Source organism: Hymenobacter wooponensis, from assembly GCF_004745865.1.
Lineage (GTDB): Bacteria > Bacteroidota > Bacteroidia > Cytophagales > Hymenobacteraceae > Hymenobacter > Hymenobacter wooponensis.
In genome coordinates this window covers 1,379,333-1,397,518 of sequence record NZ_SRKZ01000001.1, presented here as the reverse complement: position 1 = coordinate 1,397,518, position 18,186 = coordinate 1,379,333, and the positions used below count along the sequence as shown (strand labels likewise).

18 protein-coding genes are annotated in these 18,186 nt (G+C 55.4%); 3 read left to right on the top strand and 15 right to left on the bottom strand.

Annotation, left to right across the window (positions count from 1 at the left end; genetic code table 11):
• Positions 1–40: 40 nt before the first annotated feature.
• From EU557_RS05850 to nuoK, 4 genes are all read right to left on the bottom strand, one after another.
• Positions 41–1,450, bottom strand: coding sequence for an NADH-quinone oxidoreductase subunit N (locus tag EU557_RS05850; protein WP_135529447.1), 1,410 nt, complete (start codon positions 1,448–1,450; stop codon positions 41–43).
• A gap of 46 nt (positions 1,451–1,496) precedes the next feature.
• The gene (locus EU557_RS05845) at positions 1,497–2,966 is read right to left on the bottom strand and encodes a complex I subunit 4 family protein (protein WP_135529446.1); all 1,470 of its coding nucleotides are present in this window, start codon (positions 2,964–2,966) and stop codon (positions 1,497–1,499) included.
• Between the two features lie 60 nt (positions 2,967–3,026).
• A complete protein-coding gene (gene nuoL / locus EU557_RS05840; protein ID WP_135529445.1) occupies positions 3,027–4,985 on the bottom strand; it encodes an NADH-quinone oxidoreductase subunit L in 1,959 nt (652 codons plus the stop codon).
• A gap of 123 nt (positions 4,986–5,108) precedes the next feature.
• Positions 5,109–5,441: an NADH-quinone oxidoreductase subunit NuoK gene (nuoK, locus tag EU557_RS05835; protein ID WP_135432801.1), complete on the bottom strand. Its 333-nt coding sequence runs from the start codon at positions 5,439–5,441 to the stop codon at positions 5,109–5,111.
• 289 nt (positions 5,442–5,730) lie between these two features.
• Here nuoK and EU557_RS05830 point away from each other — a divergent pair, with 289 nt between their 5' ends.
• Positions 5,731–6,345 carry an RNA polymerase sigma factor gene (locus EU557_RS05830; RefSeq protein WP_245326168.1) on the top strand — a complete coding sequence of 205 codons (615 nt, stop codon included), beginning with the start codon at positions 5,731–5,733 and terminating at the stop codon, positions 6,343–6,345.
• 112 nt (positions 6,346–6,457) lie between these two features.
• The gene (locus tag EU557_RS05825; RefSeq protein ID WP_210115986.1) at positions 6,458–6,829 is read left to right on the top strand and encodes a hypothetical protein; all 372 of its coding nucleotides are present in this window, start codon (positions 6,458–6,460) and stop codon (positions 6,827–6,829) included.
• A gap of 104 nt (positions 6,830–6,933) precedes the next feature.
• Here the strand turns inward: EU557_RS05825 and EU557_RS05820 are convergent, their stop codons facing one another.
• From EU557_RS05820 to EU557_RS05770, 11 genes are all read right to left on the bottom strand, one after another.
• Entirely contained in the window at positions 6,934–8,589 is a 1,656-nt protein-coding gene (locus tag EU557_RS05820; protein WP_281062595.1) for a serine hydrolase domain-containing protein, read from the bottom strand.
• Between the two features lie 363 nt (positions 8,590–8,952).
• The gene (locus tag EU557_RS05815; RefSeq protein ID WP_135529443.1) at positions 8,953–9,462 is read right to left on the bottom strand and encodes an NADH-quinone oxidoreductase subunit J family protein; all 510 of its coding nucleotides are present in this window, start codon (positions 9,460–9,462) and stop codon (positions 8,953–8,955) included.
• 101 nt (positions 9,463–9,563) lie between these two features.
• The gene (locus EU557_RS05810) at positions 9,564–10,139 is read right to left on the bottom strand and encodes a NuoI/complex I 23 kDa subunit family protein (protein ID WP_135529442.1); all 576 of its coding nucleotides are present in this window, start codon (positions 10,137–10,139) and stop codon (positions 9,564–9,566) included.
• Between the two features lie 51 nt (positions 10,140–10,190).
• Positions 10,191–11,273, bottom strand: coding sequence for an NADH-quinone oxidoreductase subunit NuoH (nuoH, locus tag EU557_RS05805; RefSeq protein WP_135432811.1), 1,083 nt, complete (start codon positions 11,271–11,273; stop codon positions 10,191–10,193).
• A gap of 65 nt (positions 11,274–11,338) precedes the next feature.
• Complete coding sequence (locus tag EU557_RS05800; RefSeq protein WP_135432813.1) at positions 11,339–12,340, bottom strand: NADH-quinone oxidoreductase subunit G; 1,002 nt, start codon at positions 12,338–12,340, stop codon at positions 11,339–11,341.
• Between the two features lie 45 nt (positions 12,341–12,385).
• A complete protein-coding gene (gene nuoF / locus EU557_RS05795) occupies positions 12,386–13,726 on the bottom strand; it encodes an NADH-quinone oxidoreductase subunit NuoF (RefSeq protein ID WP_135529441.1) in 1,341 nt (446 codons plus the stop codon).
• Between the two features lie 20 nt (positions 13,727–13,746).
• A complete protein-coding gene (locus EU557_RS05790) occupies positions 13,747–14,316 on the bottom strand; it encodes an NADH-quinone oxidoreductase subunit NuoE family protein (RefSeq protein ID WP_073284781.1) in 570 nt (189 codons plus the stop codon).
• Positions 14,317–14,338: 22 nt separating this feature from the next.
• Positions 14,339–15,607, bottom strand: coding sequence for an NADH-quinone oxidoreductase subunit D (locus EU557_RS05785; protein WP_135529440.1), 1,269 nt, complete (start codon positions 15,605–15,607; stop codon positions 14,339–14,341).
• Between the two features lie 17 nt (positions 15,608–15,624).
• A complete protein-coding gene (locus tag EU557_RS05780; protein ID WP_135529439.1) occupies positions 15,625–16,191 on the bottom strand; it encodes an NADH-quinone oxidoreductase subunit C in 567 nt (188 codons plus the stop codon).
• An 87-nt stretch (positions 16,192–16,278) separates the two neighbouring features.
• Positions 16,279–16,833 carry an NADH-quinone oxidoreductase subunit B gene (locus tag EU557_RS05775; protein WP_135432823.1) on the bottom strand — a complete coding sequence of 185 codons (555 nt, stop codon included), beginning with the start codon at positions 16,831–16,833 and terminating at the stop codon, positions 16,279–16,281.
• Positions 16,834–16,906: 73 nt separating this feature from the next.
• Positions 16,907–17,296 (bottom strand): NADH-quinone oxidoreductase subunit A, encoded by a 390-nt coding sequence (locus EU557_RS05770; RefSeq protein ID WP_135432825.1) that lies wholly within the window; start codon positions 17,294–17,296, stop codon positions 16,907–16,909.
• Positions 17,297–17,745: 449 nt separating this feature from the next.
• Between EU557_RS05770 and EU557_RS05765 the strand changes: the two genes are divergently transcribed.
• Positions 17,746–18,186, top strand: coding sequence for a hypothetical protein (locus EU557_RS05765; protein WP_135529438.1), 441 nt, complete (start codon positions 17,746–17,748; stop codon positions 18,184–18,186).

Sequence of the window (18,186 nt, the reverse complement as noted above, 5' to 3'; positions counted from 1 at the left end):
AGGCCGCTCTTTTTCTTTAGTCTATAACCGGAGAAGTGGCTTAGAGAATGCCGCTTATTAAGCCGGGCAGCACTCCGAGTACTACCGTCAGCAAGGCCAGCACAAACAAGGCAGCCGACTGGAAGGAACTAACTAGAATCGGCTCATCAGTCGTCACATCCGTTTCGCGCATGTACATGGCGATGATGGGGCGCAAGTAGTAGTAAATGCTCACCATCGACATTACCACCGCGAATACTACGAGGCCGATGTAGCCGTTTTCTACTGCCGCCGAGAAGATGAAGAACTTACCAAAGAAGCCCCCCGTGAGCGGAATCCCGGCCAACGACAGCATAGCTACCGTCATCACGAAAGCCAGCAGCGGATTGGTTTTGGCTAGGCCATTCAGGCCATTGTAATCTTCACGCTGGCGCTGATCAGCTACCAGCTTCAGCACTCCAAAGGCAGCTACCGTAGCTACTGAGTAGGCCAGGGAGTAGAAGAAGATGGCATTGGCAGAAGCACCTTCCAGCTGGCCGTTGAAGGCCACTAGGCCAATCAGCAGGTAGCCGGCGTGCGAAACGCTGGAGTAGGCCAGCATACGCTTCACGCTGGTTTGTGCTACGGCACCTACGTTACCCAGCAACAGCGTGAGGGCGCACATGGCAGTAAGTGTGGGCAGCCATACACCTTGAGCCGAGGCTGCCGGGAACACCTGCACCATGAGCTTGAGGAAAGCCGCGAAACCAGCTGCTTTTACCACAGTGCTCATGAAGGCCGCGAAGAAGGTAGGCGTGCCTTCGTACACGTCGGGCGTCCAGAAGTGGAAGGGGGCCGCCGACACCTTAAAGCCCATTCCCACCAGCATCAGCAGCATGCCGATATAGAGCATGGGCTGCAGAGAGTCGTTGATGGGGTTTTGAACGGCAAAGCTGATGTCCGATAGCTGGAACGTGCCCGTTGCACCATACACAAGCGCAATACCAAACAGCAGGATGCCAGTGGTGAACGAGCCCATGAGGAAGTACTTCAGGGCAGCTTCGTTGGAGCGCAGGTTACGCTTATCAGAGCCAGCCAGCACGTACATAGCAATGCTGAGAGTCTCGATACCCACGAACAGGATGAGCAGGTGGTTGTAGGCCACCATCATCACGGCACCTACCAGCGAGAATAGCAGCAGAGAGTAGTACTCGGCCAGGTTGGCTTCACCGTCACGCACAAACTTTTGCGAGAAGGGGATAAGCAGAAACGTCGTTAAGATTACAACACCAGTAAAGGCCACCGAGAAATTATCGATGACCAGCATGTTGTTGAAGTACGATTGGGCGCCCTCATTCCAGTCGATCAGGTTGATGCCGAACACCAGCGCCAGCATGAGCATGGCGGCGGGCAGCAGCAGCCGGTTGGAGCGCAGGAACCCGAGGAACAGGTTGCCGAGGCCGAGAACAGATAGCAGGATGATTGAATTCATGTCGTCTCAATGGAGCGCGTGGCGAAGGCCTTGCTCTACCAGCTGTTTAGCGTTTTACCACCTCGTTCAAAATGTTCATCACGCTGCCTTCCGACAGGTGCAGGAACATGTTCGGGAACAAGCCAATCCAGAAAACTAGCACGATGAGCGGTACCAGCACGGCCAGCTCGGCACCGGTCAAGTCGGTGAACGTCGCGGTGAAAGAAGAGTCGGGGCCCAGCATCACGCGCTGGAACATGCGGAGTAGGTACACGGCCGCCAGAATGATAGTAACCCCAGCAACGGCGCCCATCCAGGCGTTATATTCATATACCCCAGCCAGCAGCAGAAACTCACCCACGAAGCCGTTGGTAAGGGGCAGTGCTACCGTACCCAGCAACAGCACCAGGAAGCACACCGTCAGGACTGGCGCCTGACGCGTTAGGCCACCTAGGTCGGCAATAGTACGGGTGCCAGTGCGGCGCTCAATAGCATCCGCAATGAAGAACATGCCTACCACGTTGATGCCGTGAGCCAGCATCTGAATGCTAGCACCCTGTAGGCCTATTTGCGTGAGCGAGAATACGCCGGCAGCCATCAGGCCAACGTGCGAAAGCGAGGAGTAAGCAATCAGGCGTTTCACGTCCTGCTGACGGATGGCAATGATAGCGCCGTAGATAATGCCGATAATAGCGAGGATGAGCACGAGGTTCTGCCACTGGCTTACGCCCGACGGTACCACTGGCAGTAACCAGCGCATGCAGCCGTAGATACCCATTTTCAACATGATGCCCGAAAGCAGCATGGTAGCCGGCGCCGGCGACTCGGTATAGGTGTCGGGCTGCCAGGTGTGGAAGGGGAAGATGGGCATCTTCACAGCGAAGGCCGCAAAAATCAGCCAGAACAGCCACGACTGCTCCTGCACGCTCAGGTTTAGGTTATAGAACGAGGCAATGTCGGAGTTGTGGGTGGCTAGGCCACTAGCGGCCGGGCCAGTCTGGAAGTAGAGGTACACGAAAGCGGCCAGCATGAACAGCGAGCCAACAATAGTGTAAAGGAAGAACTTGAAGGTCACCTTCGCGCGGTTCTCACCGCCCCAAACACCGGCTAGGAAGTAAATTGGAATGAGGGCTACTTCCCACATGAAGTAGAACAGAAAAGCATCCTGGGCCGTGAATACGCCCACTAGGCCAGTCTCCATGAAGAGCACCAGCGCGTAGAACACCGACTCATTCTCAATCTTGCGGCGATAAGCAGCCAGCAGAATGATGGGCACCAGGAACGTCGTCAAGAGCACTAGCAGGAGGCTGAGGCCATCCATGCCCACGTGGAAGTTGATACCCGCGGAGGCAATCCACTCGTGATTGAAGGAGAATTGTCCGGTGTGGTTGACGTTAAAGGTCAGGGCCGCGTAAACCGCCAGCACGAGTTCGACCAGCGCCGCGCCAAACGCCGCCACCCGGGCAGCGCCGCCTTTAAAGAAGTGCAGCAGCAGGGCGGCCGCCACGGGCCAGAGTAGGAGGATAACAGTCAGCATACGTTATCTGGATGCGGATGAAGCCGGCGAGAAGCGTCGGGTCCGGCCGTCAGAGGAAGTTTAGAATTTCACGTAGTTCAGCGCCAGCACCAGCACAATGCCTACTACCATCAGGATGAGGTAGGTTTCCACGGAGCCGGTTTGCACGTAGCGCAGCAGTTGCCCGCCGCCCATCGTGATGCGGCCTAGGCCATTCACTACCGGATCAATGATGCCATTCTCCACGAAGCGGTACAGCCCTTTCGAAAGACCCATGATGGGGCGCACGAACAGGGAATTATACAGCTCGTCGATGTAGTATTTGTGGTACACCACGTTCTCAGGAGCAGAGCGCTGCGCGTCGTCCTCGGCGGGGCGGGTGCCACGGCTCACGTATTGCACGTAGGCCAGGATAATGCCCAGTACACCGGCGCCTACGGAGAGGCCAATCAGCATCAGCTCGGTGGCGTGGTCAACCTCCCCGGCAAACGCCTCAGGGTTGATCGTCTGTGAGTAGGTGAAGAGGGGCGCGAGGTAGTCGGCGAGGTAGTGCTTGCCCAGGAACATGGGGGCTCCCATGAAACCACCCACGGCGGCCAGAATAGCCAGCACGATGAGCGGCAACGTCATAGAAGCCGGCGACTCGTGGAGGTGGTGCTTCTGCTCCTCGGTGCCCCTGAACTCGCCGAAGAAGGTGAGGAACAGCAGGCGGAACATGTAAAACGCCGTCAGGAAGGCAGTGAACAGGCCTACCACGTACAGCACCTTGCTGTGCTCATACACGTGGGTCAGAATTTCGTCTTTTGAGAAGAAGCCAGCGAAGGGCGGGATGCCCGAAATAGCCAAGCAGCCAATCAGGAAGGTGATGAACGTAATAGGCAGCGCCTTACGTAGGCCACCCATGCGGCGGATGTCCTGCTCGTTGCTCATGGCGTGAATCACGGAGCCAGCGCCCAGGAACATCAGAGCCTTAAAGAAAGCGTGCGTGAGCACGTGGAATAGGGAGGTGCTGTAGCCCATCACGCCCAGAGCCAGGAACATGTAGCCCAGCTGCGAAACGGTAGAGTAGGCCAGTACCTTCTTAATGTCGTTCTGCGCCAGACCGATGGTGGCGGCAAACAGGGCCGTAGCTGCGCCGATAATGGCAATAACTTCGAGCGTATCGGGGGCCAGCGTGAACAGCACGTTGGCGCGGATAATCATATAGATACCCGCCGTTACCATAGTTGCGGCGTGAATCAGGGCCGAAACCGGAGTAGGGCCGGCCATGGCATCGGGCAGCCAGGTGTAGAGCGGAATCTGTGCCGATTTACCGGAAGCACCCACAAATAGCAGCAGCGTAATCACCGTCACCACGCCCACACCATACGTGCCGAACTGGCCTAGCGAGGCTTTTTGGAATACCTCAGCGTATTGTACCGAGCCAAAGGCGAGATAAATCAGGAAGATACCGAGCAGGAAGCCCAAGTCACCCACGCGGTTGATGATGAAGGCTTTCTTGGCGGCATTGTTGTTGTGCGTTTCCTTGTTCCAGAAGCCAATAAGCAGGTAGGAGCAAAGGCCCACACCTTCCCAGCCGATAAATAGAATCACGAAGTTGGCTCCCAGTACCAGCACCAGCATCGAGAACACGAAGAGGTTCAGGAAGGCGAAAAACTTGCCCACGTTCTCATCGTGGTGCATGTAGCCAATACTGTACACGTGAATCAGGAAACCAACACCCGTTACGAGCAGCAGCATAATCAGGCTGAGCTGGTCGATCTGGTAAGAGAAGGGAATCTGCATCGTGCCGACCGAAATCCAGTCGAACAGCGTGACGGTGTAGGGGTAGCTGAAGTTGGCAAACAGCATCGCCGAAATCAGGAACGAACCCAGCACCGTGGCGCTACCGATAATACCGGCCACCGTGCCGGAAAGCCGCTTATTCAGCAGGCCGTTCACCAGGAAACCCAGGAAAGGCAGCAGCGGAATCAGCACGTACAGCAGGGTAGAGTACGGCGCGCCGGCTGCAGGAATTACTTGCGTTACTTGTTCTTGCATAAGATTCTGCGTGAACCTCTTTACAATCCCTACCTGAGCGAAGGACCTGAGCTATCACCACAACGCCCTACAGGACGTTGCCAGAGCAGCCTAGGCCTCTTTCCCGGAGGGGTTGGGGAGAGGTTAGAACTTCAGTCGGTTTAGCAGATTGACGTCGGTATTCTGGAGGTTTCGGTAGATCATCACGATGATGGCCAAGCCCACGGCCACCTCAGCGGCGGCTACTGCCATGATGAAAAACACGAAGATTTGCCCGTTGGGGTCGGCGCGGTAGGCCGAGAAGGCCGTCAGCAGCACGTTCACGGCGTTGAGCATCAGCTCCACGCACATAAAAATGATGATGGCATTACGTCGGGTCAGAACCCCTACCACGCCGATGGAAAACAGGGCAGTGGCGAAGAAGACGTAATATTGGAGAGGAACCGTTTGGATAACCTGCGGTATGTTCTGGTCCATGCGGTGGGGCTGACAGCGAAATAAAGCAGCAGGCGGAAGCTCAGCTACTCGTTAATTAGCTGGCAAAGGTATCCTGAAAATTGGAAAACGCCACCTTAAAATCCACTAGCTGTATATGCTACTATAGGGGAAGGTGCGCTGCCTCATAGAGCCATCCAACTACAGTCGGCCTGAAATCTGCCAAACTAGTTCTGTCCAGCCCAACCTAGGCCACACCGCTACGGGGCATGAAATAAAATGTTGAGTGCAGATCAAGTAATTTGGAGGCCTATCCGTCTGCCTTTGTAGAATGGAAACGCACCCTCTCACTCTCGCGCTCGACGCATCGCGCCCTATGACGGCAGGCTATCAGGACCAGCAGATTCAGGAGGCCGTGCGTGCGCAGCGCGGCCGGCTGCTGCAGTTCATCCGCCGCCGCATTCCTGATCCGGCCGAAGCCGAAGATGTGCTGCAGGACGTCTTCGCGGAACTGGTAGAAAGCTACCGGATGCTGAAACCGGTGGAGCAGGCCGCGGCGTGGCTTTTCCGGGTGGCCCGCAACAAAATCACGGACCTCTACCGGAAGAAAAAGCCTACTTCCCTGGAGGATGAACTGCTGCCGACTGGCCTAGGCGACGATGAAAACTCTCTGCTGCTGGCTGACATCCTGCCCGCCCCCGACGATGCTCCGGAGAATCGTCTGCTGCGTGAGACCTTGATGGAGGCCCTTACCGATGCGTTGGCAGAATTGCCAGCCGCTCAAAGGGAAGTATTTATCTGGCACGAACTGGAGGAAAAAACTTTCCGCGAGATGGAAGAAGAAACAGGCGTTCCACTCAAAACCCTCATTTCGCGCAAGCACTACGCGGTTCAGCACCTGCGCAAGCGCCTGCAAACCCTCTACACCGAACTGTTCACCGACTGATGCTGCCGAGTTGATTGCCCAATGCCTTGCTTTCCAACAGGGCCTTGCCTCTCAACCTCTTGAATTGCCCTCTCAGCATCAACCTCTCCCACTCATTTAGTTGCACACTCATATGAACCGCTCTTTTTGGCTGCTACGTGGCCTCAAGTTTATTCTCTTTGCGGCCCTGTTTGTGGCTGCCGCCGGTTACCTCACCATGACGCTATGGAACTGGCTGGTACCTGACCTCTTCCACGGGCCTTTTATCACCTTCCCCCAAACGCTAGGCCTGTTAGTGCTCACGCGCATTTTGTTCGGAGGCTTTCGGGGCGGCCGGCCCGGTGCCTGGAGCCGTCACCGCCGCGCCTGGCGCAACAAGATGGAGGCTCGCATAGCCAGCCTCACGCCTGAGGAGCAAGAGAAATTCCGGCAGAAGATGCAGGGCGCTTGCGGACCGGCTTGGATGCGGCGCAAACCAGTCGAAGAATCTCAGCCGCTAGTCTAGTTACAGCACTACAAGCAAAAACGCCCACCATACAGGTGGGCGTTTTTGTTATCACTTACTCCGCATCTTCTTTTATTCTGCTAGTGAAGTATGTGGCCTAGAGGTTACCCTTTATGCCAGTTCAAGAGGGTGCGCAAGTGAAAAAGTGGTGACGGCGAAGGATGAACTGCCTGATCGATGGGTGCTGTGGATGGTGACTTAACAGGAGTAGGGGTGGGCTTCTTCACCGCCTTACCCCGGTTTTTAGCTACTGACTTAGAGCTACGCTTTGCCTTTACGAGGGGCTGGGGAGAAGATGTGCGAAATTGCAATACGGGGTTGCCCTCCAGCGTATACACCGGTTGCTGGCTGGTTTCATTTCCCAACTTGTATTCCACCACGCGAGCGTAGTACGTATGGCCTGGCCGTAGGCCAGTTATAGTCACCGTGCTATCTGTGCCTGCCGATACCACGGAATTTCCTGTGCCAAGCACATCTCCCTGGCCAAAGATCTGGCCGCTGGCGTATGTATGGCCATCATTCGGGAAGGCATTAACAGGCTGATCTTCGCGCATCACTACCAACCGGTGCGTGCCATTGCCATTATGCCAACCCAGGGTAGCCGTGCCAGCAGTGGCCTTGACTAAGCGTAAGGAACTGGCATTTTGTTCCGGGGGGAATAGATCGTGCGTAGGCCAGTTATTGGTGCTCGTAATGCAGTCCCAACCTAGCTCTTCCACATCGTTCCAGAAACGATTCGTATTAGGGCAGGAGTTTAGCAAAATGGCCCAAGTATAGCCTTCGGAGTTGCGGGCTAATATGCTGGTAGAGCCATTCAGGCAGCCCGTATGCCACCACACATTATGCTTGTTTATCATCCACCCTTTCGCATAGCGCTTAGTAGCCTGCGAGGGTGCCGTCATGGTATCGAGGGTGGAGGGGAGCAGAATATCAGGCCGGGTGGGGGACCCATCTACGGCCATGAGCAGGCGCACCAAGTCGCGGGCCGTGAACAGCCAGCCCCCGTGGGCGTTCATTGCCTCCAGGTTTGCCCCTCCATAGGCATACGGTACTTTCTTGCCCGTACCGTAACACGACTTCTTAGTAGTTGAGCAGAAGTACTCAGCCTCGCGCTCCAGCTTGTCGGCAAGCAGATTGTGGCCCAGATGGGCCTCCAGCACGCCGCTGGGCTCTAGCACGTTTTGCCGCACCCAAGCTTCGTAATGCTGACCAGTAATTTTCTGGATAATCTTCCCTAAGACCAAATACCCAATATTAGAGTAAGAGAAGCGGGAGCCAGGTTTGAAGTTAAGGTCTTTACTCAGTAGAAAGCGCACGAGTGTAGAGTCTCCCACGGGGTTGGGCACGTGCATGACCTGCGCTACGTGCAGGGGGAAATCAATTGGGTCGGAGCCATCAAAGCCATCTACTCCGGCATTTCGGTTCCAGCCCGCAGAGTGCTCCAACAGTTGCTGCACCGTGATGTCGTAGATGCGCTTGTCGGTAATGACGCTGGTATAGTAGGCGTCGTTGAGGTAGCCTTCGGGACCAAAGGCTTTGTGCTGAAGCTCCAATCTGCCTTCCTCCATCAATTTCATGATGGCAATAGATGTTACTGGCTTCGAAACACTAGCCACTCGTAGCAAGTTGGAAGGCTCCATTAGCTGAGAGTTGCCTAGGTCGGCGTGGCCGAAGCCCCGGGCATAGACTAGCTTGCCTTGCCGGCCAATGGCTACTGAAGCTCCCGGAATTTTCCAGCGCTCCATGAACTTTTGAACCACAGCGTCGCATGAAGCAAGCTCTGGGCTCGATACTCCAGTTTGTGCTAATGCCGGGAAAGCCAATAGGCCTAGTAGAAAGGCCAGCAATTTCTTCACAGAACCAACTTGCTGTAAGAGTGAGGTAAGCAGCCTGAATCATCTCCTTTTGAGACTCAGCTGTTACAGCAATTTTATTAGATAATTCTGAGAAAAGCGCTAGTAGATTAAAAGAAGAAATTAGATTTTTTTAGGAAAATGAGTCTCGCTGACCGATTGACAATTAGATGGTTATATAGGAGGTTAAATAAGCTCTGTAGAGTACTTAAAAACAAAACCGGCCGCTGAATTGTCAGCGGCCGGTTTTGGATTAAAGGAGGTAGTATACTAGAAGTGTCGCTCTCCCACTTCGCGTTTGCCTAGCATTACGGCACCCACCATAGCTACTAAGAACAGCACAGAAGCCAGTTCGAAGGGCAATAGGTATTGACGGTAAAGCACTAGGCCTAGCTGGTCAACCATACCAATCTGTGAATTGAAGGTAGCAGCATCATAGCCTGCTGGGTGCACGTCGCGCATAGCAGCCACCATAATCAGCAGCAATGAGCCACCAGCTACGGCAGCGGCTATCTTGGCTAGAGCGGGCTTGTGGGGCTCCGTATCCACGTTCAGGTTCAGGAACATTATCACAAACAGGAACAGCACCATGATGGCCCCGGCATATACGATGATGTTCACGGCCGCTAGGAACTGCGCGTTTAGCAACAAATAGTGTCCCGACAGTGAGAAAAACGTCAGAATCAGGAACAGCACGCTGTGCACTGGGTTCTTGGCGAATACCACACCCAGCGCGCTGATCAGCGCCACAAACGACAGAAAGAGGAAGAGTGGAGACATACTACGAAGTTGATGTTGTCATCCGAGCAGAGCGAGGAATCTGGGGACTGGCCTAGAGGCTAACTCAGATTCCTCGCTTCGCTCGGAATGGCAGTATATGATTAAGCCGGTTGGGCCGCAAGCTTGTTGCGCAAGGCATCAGCTTGCTCGGGCGTCAACTGAATGCCACGTACGGAGCGCTGGTCTGGCGACACTGGCTCAACCAAGCGGTCTTTGCCGTACACAAACTCGTCGCGCTCAAAACGTGGGGGTGCCATTTTATCGGGCTGCAGGTACACTGCTGCTTTCGGGCAGGCTTCCTCGCAGAGGCCGCAGAAAATGCAGCGCAGCATGTTTACCTCGTAGCTGATGGCATACTTCTCCTCGCGGTAGAGGCCTTCTTCGCCTTTCTTCCGCTCGCCAGCTACCATAGTAATGGCTTCGGCGGGGCAGGCTACGGCGCACAGGCCACAGGCCGTGCAACGCTCCCGGCCCTGCTCGTCACGCTTGAGCACGTGCAAACCGCGGAATACGGGCGAAAATGGGCGCGTCTCCTCGGGATAACGAATGGTGGCCTTCTTCATGAAGAAGTGCCGCATCGTGATAGAAAGCCCTTGGAAGATAGCCGGCAGGTAAGCCCGCTCAGCCAGCGTCATAGGCTTTTTCTCTAGTTTCTTGGCTCGGTTGGTGAGTTGCATATAGATAGTCCTTTTGCCTGCCTCTTATAGATGCGGGCAAAGTAGTGGATGTTACTGAATCACCCCGAACAGGATGAGCCCGCCGGTGATGAGAATATTGATAACGGCCAGCGGAATCAGAATCGTCCAGCCCAAACGCATCAATTGGTCATAGCGGAAGCGCGGGAGGGTCCAGCGAATCCACATGAAGAAGAAGATGAAGCCGAAGATCTTGGCGAACAGGCCTAGGGTACCCAGAATGGTAATTAGGTTCTGAGCCGAAGTTAACTCCCAGCCCTGGCTGTTCACGAACCAGTCGCGCAGCTCATATTGGAAGGGGAAGTTGAAGCCCCCGAAGTACAGCACGCTCATCACGGCCGAAACCACGAAGATGTTCACGTACTCAGCGAACAGGTACAGGCCTAGCTTCATTGAAGAGTACTCGGTGTGGTAACCACCCACCAGCTCTGTTTCGCACTCAGGCAAGTCGAAGGGAGTACGGTTGGTTTCAGCGAAAGCACACACGCAGAAGATGATAAAGCCCAGCGGTTGCTTCACGATGTTCCAGAAGTGCCACTCGCCGGCTACCGACTGCTGCAGCGTGATTTCGCGCAACGAAAGCGTACCCGACATCATCAGCACGGCAATCAGGGCCATGCCCATGGCCAGTTCATAGCTAATGTTCTGCGAAGCGGCCCGCACGGCACCCAACAAGGAAAACTTGTTGTTGGAGGCCCAGCCACCAATCATAACGCCGTACACCCCTAGCGAAACCACGCCGAAAATCCACAGCATACCAATGTTCACTTCAATGCCTTGCAGGAAGAAAGCGTTGTTGCCGAAGGTGAGGTTGTTACCAAACGGAATTACGGCTGAGGACATCAGCGCCGTAATCATAGCTAGGCAAGGACCGAATACGAACAGCGCTTTGTTAGCGCCACCGGGGAAGAACTCTTCCTTGGTGAACATCTTCACGGCGTCGGCCAAGGGCTGCGCTAGGCCATATGGGCCCGCACGGTCGGGGCCTACACGGTCCTGCAGGAACGCCGCAATTACGCGCTCAGCGTAAGTGCAATAGGTCGCAATCAGCAGCGATACTGCGAATACAACGAAGATGACAATGGATTGCCAGCCTAGTGCGGGTAGTTCAATCATTGGAAAGGTTAATAGCTAAAAGGCGTCCGTTGTGTTTCGCTTAGCTCCGCACAACGTTTGTTTATTTAACCGAGCTTAAGCGGAGGGTTCTTAGCCAGTTCGCGCTGCGTGCTTTCGGGTAAGTCGGCCACTACCGACTGGTTCAGCACAGGCAACTCGTAGTGGTTGGCCGAGATTACCGAAGAGCGGTCGATATGGGCTGGGCCTTCAATGGTCCAATCCGCCGTTTCCTTCTTCTCAAAGCGGCACTCGTTGCAAATCCACTCTTTTACCTCGCCGTACTCATCCTTACGGGCGGTTACGCGCAATACGTCCTTGCCTTTGTACCACAGCACCACGTTGCCGGAGCACTTGGGGCAGTCGCGATGAGCATTTACCGGCTTGGTGAACCACACCCGCTGCTTAAAGCGGAACGTCTTGTCGGTAAGAGCACCTACCGGACACACGTCAATCACGTTACCGGAGAAGTCATTATCGATGATGTTCTCAATATAGGTGCCGATTTCAGCAGCGTCGCCGCGGCCTAACACGCCGTGAACCCGGTCGCCTTTGGCAATCTGGTCGGCAGTGTATACGCAGCGGTAGCACAAGATGCAGCGCGTCATGTGCAACTGAATCAGCGGCCCGATATCAATCTTTTCGAAGGTGCGGCGCTCCTCCTGGTAGCGAGTCGTGGACACGCCGTGCTCGAAGGCAAAGTTCTGCAGGTCGCACTCACCAGCCTGGTCGCACACGGGGCAATCCAGGGGGTGGTTGATGAGCAGCATTTCTACGATGCCCTTGCGCACGTTCAGTACTTGCTCGGAAGTCGTATTCTCGACAACCATGCCATCCTGCACGGGCGTCACGCACGAAGCCACCAGCTTGGGCATTGGGCGTGGGTCTTTGGCCGAGCCAGCGGCTACGCGCACGAGGCAGGCGCGGCACTTACCACCCGATCCTTTCAGCGGCGTGTAGTAGCACATGGCCGGAGGAACGATGCTGCCCCCAATCTGGCGGGCTGCATTCAGGATAGTGGTTCCGTCCGGAACTTCTACCTCAACGCCATCAAAGGTTATTTTAGCCATTATTCAGAGCTTCCGGAAAAGGAAGAGAAAGTCAATTACTAGAAATTAAGCCAGTACTGCCGCGCCAGGATACACAGCCCCCGGCTGAGCAGCTTGCTTAGCGTGGGTTACGTGCCACTCGAACTCGTCGCGGAAGTGACGCACGGCAGCAGCAACCGGCCAGGCAGCCGCTTCGCCCAGTGGGCAAATCGTGTTGCCTTCAATTTGCTTCGCCACGCTTACCAGCAGGTCGATGTCTTCCATGTGGCCGTGGCCGTGCTCGAGGCGGTGCAATACCTTCTCCAGCCAGCCCGTGCCCTCACGGCAGGGAGAGCACTGCCCGCACGACTCGTGGTGGTAGAAGCGGGAGAAGTTCCAGGTGTTGCGCACGATGCAGGTGGTCTCGTCCATGGCAATGAAGCCACCGGAGCCCAACATAGTACCCGTCACGAAACCACCATCAGAAAGCGACTCATAAGTCATGAGGCGGTTTTCACCGGCAGCAGTCTTTAAAATCAGTTCAGTGGGTAGAATCGGAACGGAGGAGCCACCAGCCACAACAGCCTTTAGGTTCCGGCCTTTCCAAATGCCACCGCAGTACTCATCAGAGTAGATGAACTCTTCAACGGGCAGGCCTAGCTCGATTTCGTAGATGCCAGGCTTGTTAAGGTGGCCGCAGGCGGAAATCAGCTTGGTGCCCGTGCTCCGGCCAATACCAATCTTGGCGTACTCGTCGCCGCCTTCATTCACAATTACCGGCACCGCCGCAATCGACTCCACGTTGTTTACTACCGTGGGGCGGGCGTAGAGGCCCTGCACAGCCGGGAATGGAGGCTTGTTGCGTGGGTTACCACGCTTGCCTTCCAGAGACTCCAGCAGGGCAGTTTCCTCACCGCAGATGTAAGCTCCCCCACCGGGGTGCACGTGCAGGTCGAGGTCGTAGCCCGAGCCCAGAATGTTCTTACCAAGGAAGCCAGCGGCGTAGGCCTCTGCAATTGCTTTTTCCAGGATGCGCAGCACGTACAACAACTCGCCGCGGATGTAGATGTACGAGGTATTAGCGCCCAGCGCGTACGAGCTCGTAATCATGCCCTCGATGAGCAGGTGAGGCAGCTTCGACATCAACTGACGGTCCTTGAAGGTACCGGGCTCCGATTCGTCGGCGTTGCACACGAGGTAACGCGGTACACCTTCGGGCTTCGCCAGGAAGCTCCACTTCATACCGGTGGGGAAGCCTGCGCCGCCGCGGCCCCGCAGGCCCGACTTCTTCACTTCTTCCACCACCTCGTCGGGGGTCATGGTCTTGATGGCTTTCTCCACCGAGCGGTAACCGCCGTGTTTGCGGTATACCTCAAATGTGTCGATGCCTTCAACGTTAATATGTTCGGTCAGCAGTTTGCGTCCCATAGGTTCAGAGCTGAAAGACGTTAGTTGTTGGCCAGCGCGTTTGGTAGGCCAGTTTCTTCCCACGGCAGGGCGGGGCGGTGCACTTGGTTGCGCAGCTCCGTGAGCATGGCATCCACCGCTTCCGGCGTATCCAACTGCTCGTAGTACTTCTCACGCACCTGCACGATGGGGGCGAAGCCGCAAGCCGCCAGGCATTCCACTTCCTTCAAAGTGAAAAGGCCATCTTCCGAAGCGGGTCCACCCACTTTAGCACCTGTAATGCGCTCCAGATGGGCAGTCAGCTCGTCGGAGCCGCGCAGCATGCAAGGACCCGTGCGGCAGATTTCCAGCACGTGCTTGCCTACCGGCTTCAGGTTAAACATGGTGTAGAAGGAAGAAACCTCATACACCTCAATGGGCTTCAATCCGAGGGTTTCAGCTACCAGGTCCTGTACTTCGGGGCTTACCCAGCCACCAAACTCGGCCTGGGCAATGTGCAGCACCGGCAGCAGAGCTGATTTCCGACGCTCGTCGGGGTAGTGGGTGAGCAGACGCTTAATTTCAGCCTGCGCGGCTTCAGAAAATTGCGGCTTGACGGCAGTCGTCTCCATAAAAGTCAAATTCAGCAAAAAACTACGCGTCCAGCTCGCCGGCGATAACGTTCATCGACGACAGCGTCACGATGGCGTCGGAGAGCGTTTGACCAGTTACCATTTCGGTGTAGGCCTGGTAGTAGATAAAGCAGGGGCGGCGGAAGTGCAGGCGGTATGGCGTGCGGCCTCCGTCAGAAATCAGGTAGAATCCTAGCTCACCGTTGCCACCTTCTACGGAGTGGTACACTTCACCCACGGGCGCTTCAATCTCACCCATGATGATCTTGAAGTGGTAAATCAGGGCCTCCATGTTCTTGTACACCGCCTGCTTGGGCGGCAGGTAGTAATGCGGAGCATCGGCGTGGTAAGGGCCTTCGGGCAGGTTTTCCAGCGCCTGATTGATGATGCGCAGGCTCTGCCAAATTTCCTCGTTGCGCACCATGAAGCGGTCATAGGTGTCGCCCTTGGTACCTACCGGAATTTCAAACTCGAAGTCTTGGTAGCTGGAGTAGGGGTTCATCACCCGCACGTCGTAGTCGACGCCAGCAGCACGCAAGTTCGGGCCCGTGAAGCCGTAGTTCAGAGCACGCTCAGCCGAAATACCACCCACATCGACCACGCGGTCCATGAAGATGCGGTTGCGGTTGAACATCTTCTCGAACTCCGCCATTACAGCCGGGAATTCCTTCAGCCACTTACGCAGCTTCTGAATGGCCACGTCGGAAAAGTCGCGCTCCATACCGCCTACCCGGCCCATGTTGGTCGTGAGGCGGGCGCCGCTCACTTCTTCGTAGATTTCGTACACCTTTTCACGCTCCTCCATGAGGTAGAGGAAGCCGGTGAAGGCGCCAGTATCTACCCCCAGAATGCCGTTGCAGATGAGGTGGTCGGTGATACGAGCCAGCTCCATCAGAATCACACGCATGTACTGCGCGCGCTTCGGAACGGTCACGCCGAGCAGCTTCTCTACCGTCATGTGCCAGCCCATGTTGTTGATGGGCGACGAACAGTAGTTCATCCGGTCGGTGAGAGGCGTGATTTGATAGAACGGCCGGCGTTCGGCAATTTTCTCAAAAGCCCGGTGGATGTAGCCTATGGTAGGAACGCCCGACACAATCCGCTCGCCATCCATTTGCAGGATGTTCTGGAAAATGCCGTGCGTGGCCGGGTGCGTCGGGCCCAGGTTAAGGGTCGTGAGCTCCTGGTTGAAGTCGTTTACCGTAGGAGCCAGTGGGTTGAGCTTGGATTGCTGCGCCCGGGCTTCTTCGATGATTTTATGGGTGCCTTCCAGCGTGTCGTTTACTGCCATGATAAGGAATCAGGGGCCTAGCGGCCGAAGAAAAGGTCGGTTTTGTCTTCGCGAGTGCCATCCTCCAACGCGTATTCACGGCGCATGGGGTGGTAGTCCATATCCTCCACATTCAGGATGCGGATGAGGTTGGGGTGACCCGAGAAGATAATACCGTAGAAGTCGAAAGCCTCCCGCTCCATCCAGTTGGCGGTGGAGTAGAGGTCGGTCATCGTGGGCACTACCGGGTCGGCAATCGGGAAGAAGATCTTAATGCGCAGCCGAATGTTGTTGATCAGGCTGTGCAGGTGATAAATCATGCCCAGCTCCTTGCCCTCGTTCTCGGGGTAATGGATGCCGCACATGGTGGTCAGGAAGTTCAGCTGAAGCTCCTGGTCCTGCTGTAGGCCACTGATGATATCGTGGATACGTTCCCGCGTAGTGGTGACGGTCAGGAGGCCATAGGGCTCCTCCACATCAGTGAAGGTGTCAGCTCCGAACAGGCGGTGCAGCAGATCGAGCAATTGCGCGTTTTTCTGCGCTGCCGGGTCGAGAGCAGCCGCGGTTTCCTGAGCGGCCGGGGATTCTTCGTTCTGTTCAGCCATTCTTGTGTGAAGAAGCTAGGAGAATGTAGGCAGGAGCCGGAAGGTGCGAGAAAGGTTTCGGCCTTCCAGCTCCTGACGAAAGGCTCCTTACTTGATGTTATAAGAGGCCAGCAATGCCTGGTATTCGGGCGAGTTGCGGCGACGGAGTGATTCGTTTTTAGCCAAGTCCTGCACGCGCATCAGGCCGTCTAGCACCTGCTCGGGGCGGGGCGGGCAACCGGGCACATACACGTCAACCGGGATGATGCGGTCGATGCCCTGCAGCACGGAGTAGGTATCGAAAATACCACCCGAAGAAGCACAGGCACCCATAGCCAGCACCCAACGGGGCTCAGCCATCTGCTCGTACACCTGCTTCACGATGGGCGCCATCTTCTTAGCAATAGTGCCCATCACCATCAACAGGTCGGCCTGACGAGGAGAGAAGCTAGGGCGCTCCGAGCCGAAGCGGGAGATATCGTAGTGTGAGCCCATGGTGGCCATGAACTCAATACCGCAGCACGAAGTAGCGAAGGGCAGGGGCCAGAGCGAGTTAGCGCGGGCAATACCCACTACTTTCTCCAGCGACGTAGCGAAGAAACCAGCGCCTTCTAGGCCATCTGGTGCATCCACCATTTTGATATCAGGAACTCTATTATCCATGAGAGAAGGTCAGTTACGAAAGTGGAAAACTCCACTTTTTGAACATCAGCCGGAAGTTAAAAGTTTGCCCGTATTAGGCTTCGTTCCAGCGTAGTACCCCTTTTTTGATGACATAGGTGAAGCCGGCCATTAGCAGGGCCAGGAACACAATCATCTCAATGAAGCCGGTCTGGCCTAGGGCGCGGAAGTTCACCGCCCAAGGATACATGAAGATTACTTCCACATCGAAGAGCACGAACAGGATGGCCGTGAGGAAGTACTTCACCGAAATCGGGGTGCGGGCATTGCCCACCGATTCGATACCACACTCAAAGGCTTCATCCTTCACCACACTCTTGCGGCGCGGGCCTACAAGGTGTGATACCACCATGGCGAAAGCTACGAAGGCAATAGCCAGTACAAACTGCACGATAATCGGCAGAAAATCAGAAGGCTGGTAATTAGTTGGAACTGCGAGAAGCATAGGCGTCGACAGGTAAGGGCCGTTCAGCAACGGCATGGAAGGCAAAGGTAACGCGAAAAGCGCGGGGAACAAAGGTGAAACACGGCAGTAGGAGAAAGGTCACAGTAGTCGGCTTTAAGCTTGCAATCACCTGATGTCCGAACTACTCAGGTGATAGTGTATTCTCCTCTTTAGAAGGGCGAGGCTAGAAGGAGGATGGTGTAAAGCAAGCCTTGTTTCGGTAGGAAATAAACAAGGCACGGCTCTAGAGATATAAACTGAAGATTCTTACCATGCGTGAGACAGTGATTTAACTAGCCCAACGTGCGGTTCAGCTAGTGCTGGTTGTTTCTTCATGAAATTATCTGCTGCTTTCGCTGCAATGCCAGAAGCTGCCGTGCACAGCCGTCTGGTGGCCTAGTAGCAGCTGTCTGCTCTTGAGCTGATCAGCACCAACATCTAGTATTTCCGTGCTAATTAAGAGTATCCCCGATTTTTGCCTGCAATACGACGAGCTTCTAGGCCTGCTACGCCTGGAGTGGATTTCGGCCGGCGATACCCATACCCTACAGCATAGTGCAACCCAGCTACTACTGCTAGCTCAAACTTTACGGGTGCAGGTGCTGCTGCTCGATATGAACACCGTTCCTAATATTTCCATTGACGATGAGCTGTGGTTAGGTACGCACTGGATGCCTGGTATTGTACAGCTCCCGCTTCGGCACCTAGTGTTAACTATCGACGGCAGCCAGGTACATAATCAATTGGTGGTAGATGCGCTGCATGATTTAGTACAGCCTGCTATTCACTTTGAGTCCCACTATTTCCCTACCCCGGAGGCGGCGCTAGAGTATTTTGCCGAGGGCACGAACCGCCTACCTCAATTGCTGGCTGAATGGCGTGCCCGCTAA

Bases quoted from the DNA above. Each gene is read 5' to 3' on its own strand.
- EU557_RS05850 (WP_135529447.1), bottom strand. From the start codon at position 1,450: ATGAATTCAATCATCCTGCTATCTGTTCTCGGCCTCGGCAACCTGTTC.
- EU557_RS05845 (WP_135529446.1), bottom strand. From the start codon at position 2,966: ATGCTGACTGTTATCCTCCTACTCTGGCCCGTGGCGGCCGCCCTGCTG.
- nuoL (WP_135529445.1), bottom strand. From the start codon at position 4,985: ATGCAAGAACAAGTAACGCAAGTAATTCCTGCAGCCGGCGCGCCGTAC.
- nuoK (WP_135432801.1), bottom strand. From the start codon at position 5,441: ATGGACCAGAACATACCGCAGGTTATCCAAACGGTTCCTCTCCAATAT.
- EU557_RS05830 (WP_245326168.1), top strand. From the start codon at position 5,731: ATGGAAACGCACCCTCTCACTCTCGCGCTCGACGCATCGCGCCCTATG.
- EU557_RS05825 (WP_210115986.1), top strand. From the start codon at position 6,458: ATGAACCGCTCTTTTTGGCTGCTACGTGGCCTCAAGTTTATTCTCTTT.
- EU557_RS05815 (WP_135529443.1), bottom strand. From the start codon at position 9,462: ATGTCTCCACTCTTCCTCTTTCTGTCGTTTGTGGCGCTGATCAGCGCG.
- EU557_RS05810 (WP_135529442.1), bottom strand. From the start codon at position 10,139: ATGCAACTCACCAACCGAGCCAAGAAACTAGAGAAAAAGCCTATGACG.
- nuoH (WP_135432811.1), bottom strand. From the start codon at position 11,273: ATGATTGAACTACCCGCACTAGGCTGGCAATCCATTGTCATCTTCGTT.
- EU557_RS05800 (WP_135432813.1), bottom strand. From the start codon at position 12,340: ATGGCTAAAATAACCTTTGATGGCGTTGAGGTAGAAGTTCCGGACGGA.
- nuoF (WP_135529441.1), bottom strand. From the start codon at position 13,726: ATGGGACGCAAACTGCTGACCGAACATATTAACGTTGAAGGCATCGAC.
- EU557_RS05790 (WP_073284781.1), bottom strand. From the start codon at position 14,316: ATGGAGACGACTGCCGTCAAGCCGCAATTTTCTGAAGCCGCGCAGGCT.
- EU557_RS05785 (WP_135529440.1), bottom strand. From the start codon at position 15,607: ATGGCAGTAAACGACACGCTGGAAGGCACCCATAAAATCATCGAAGAA.
- EU557_RS05780 (WP_135529439.1), bottom strand. From the start codon at position 16,191: ATGGCTGAACAGAACGAAGAATCCCCGGCCGCTCAGGAAACCGCGGCT.
- EU557_RS05775 (WP_135432823.1), bottom strand. From the start codon at position 16,833: ATGGATAATAGAGTTCCTGATATCAAAATGGTGGATGCACCAGATGGC.
- EU557_RS05770 (WP_135432825.1), bottom strand. From the start codon at position 17,296: ATGCTTCTCGCAGTTCCAACTAATTACCAGCCTTCTGATTTTCTGCCG.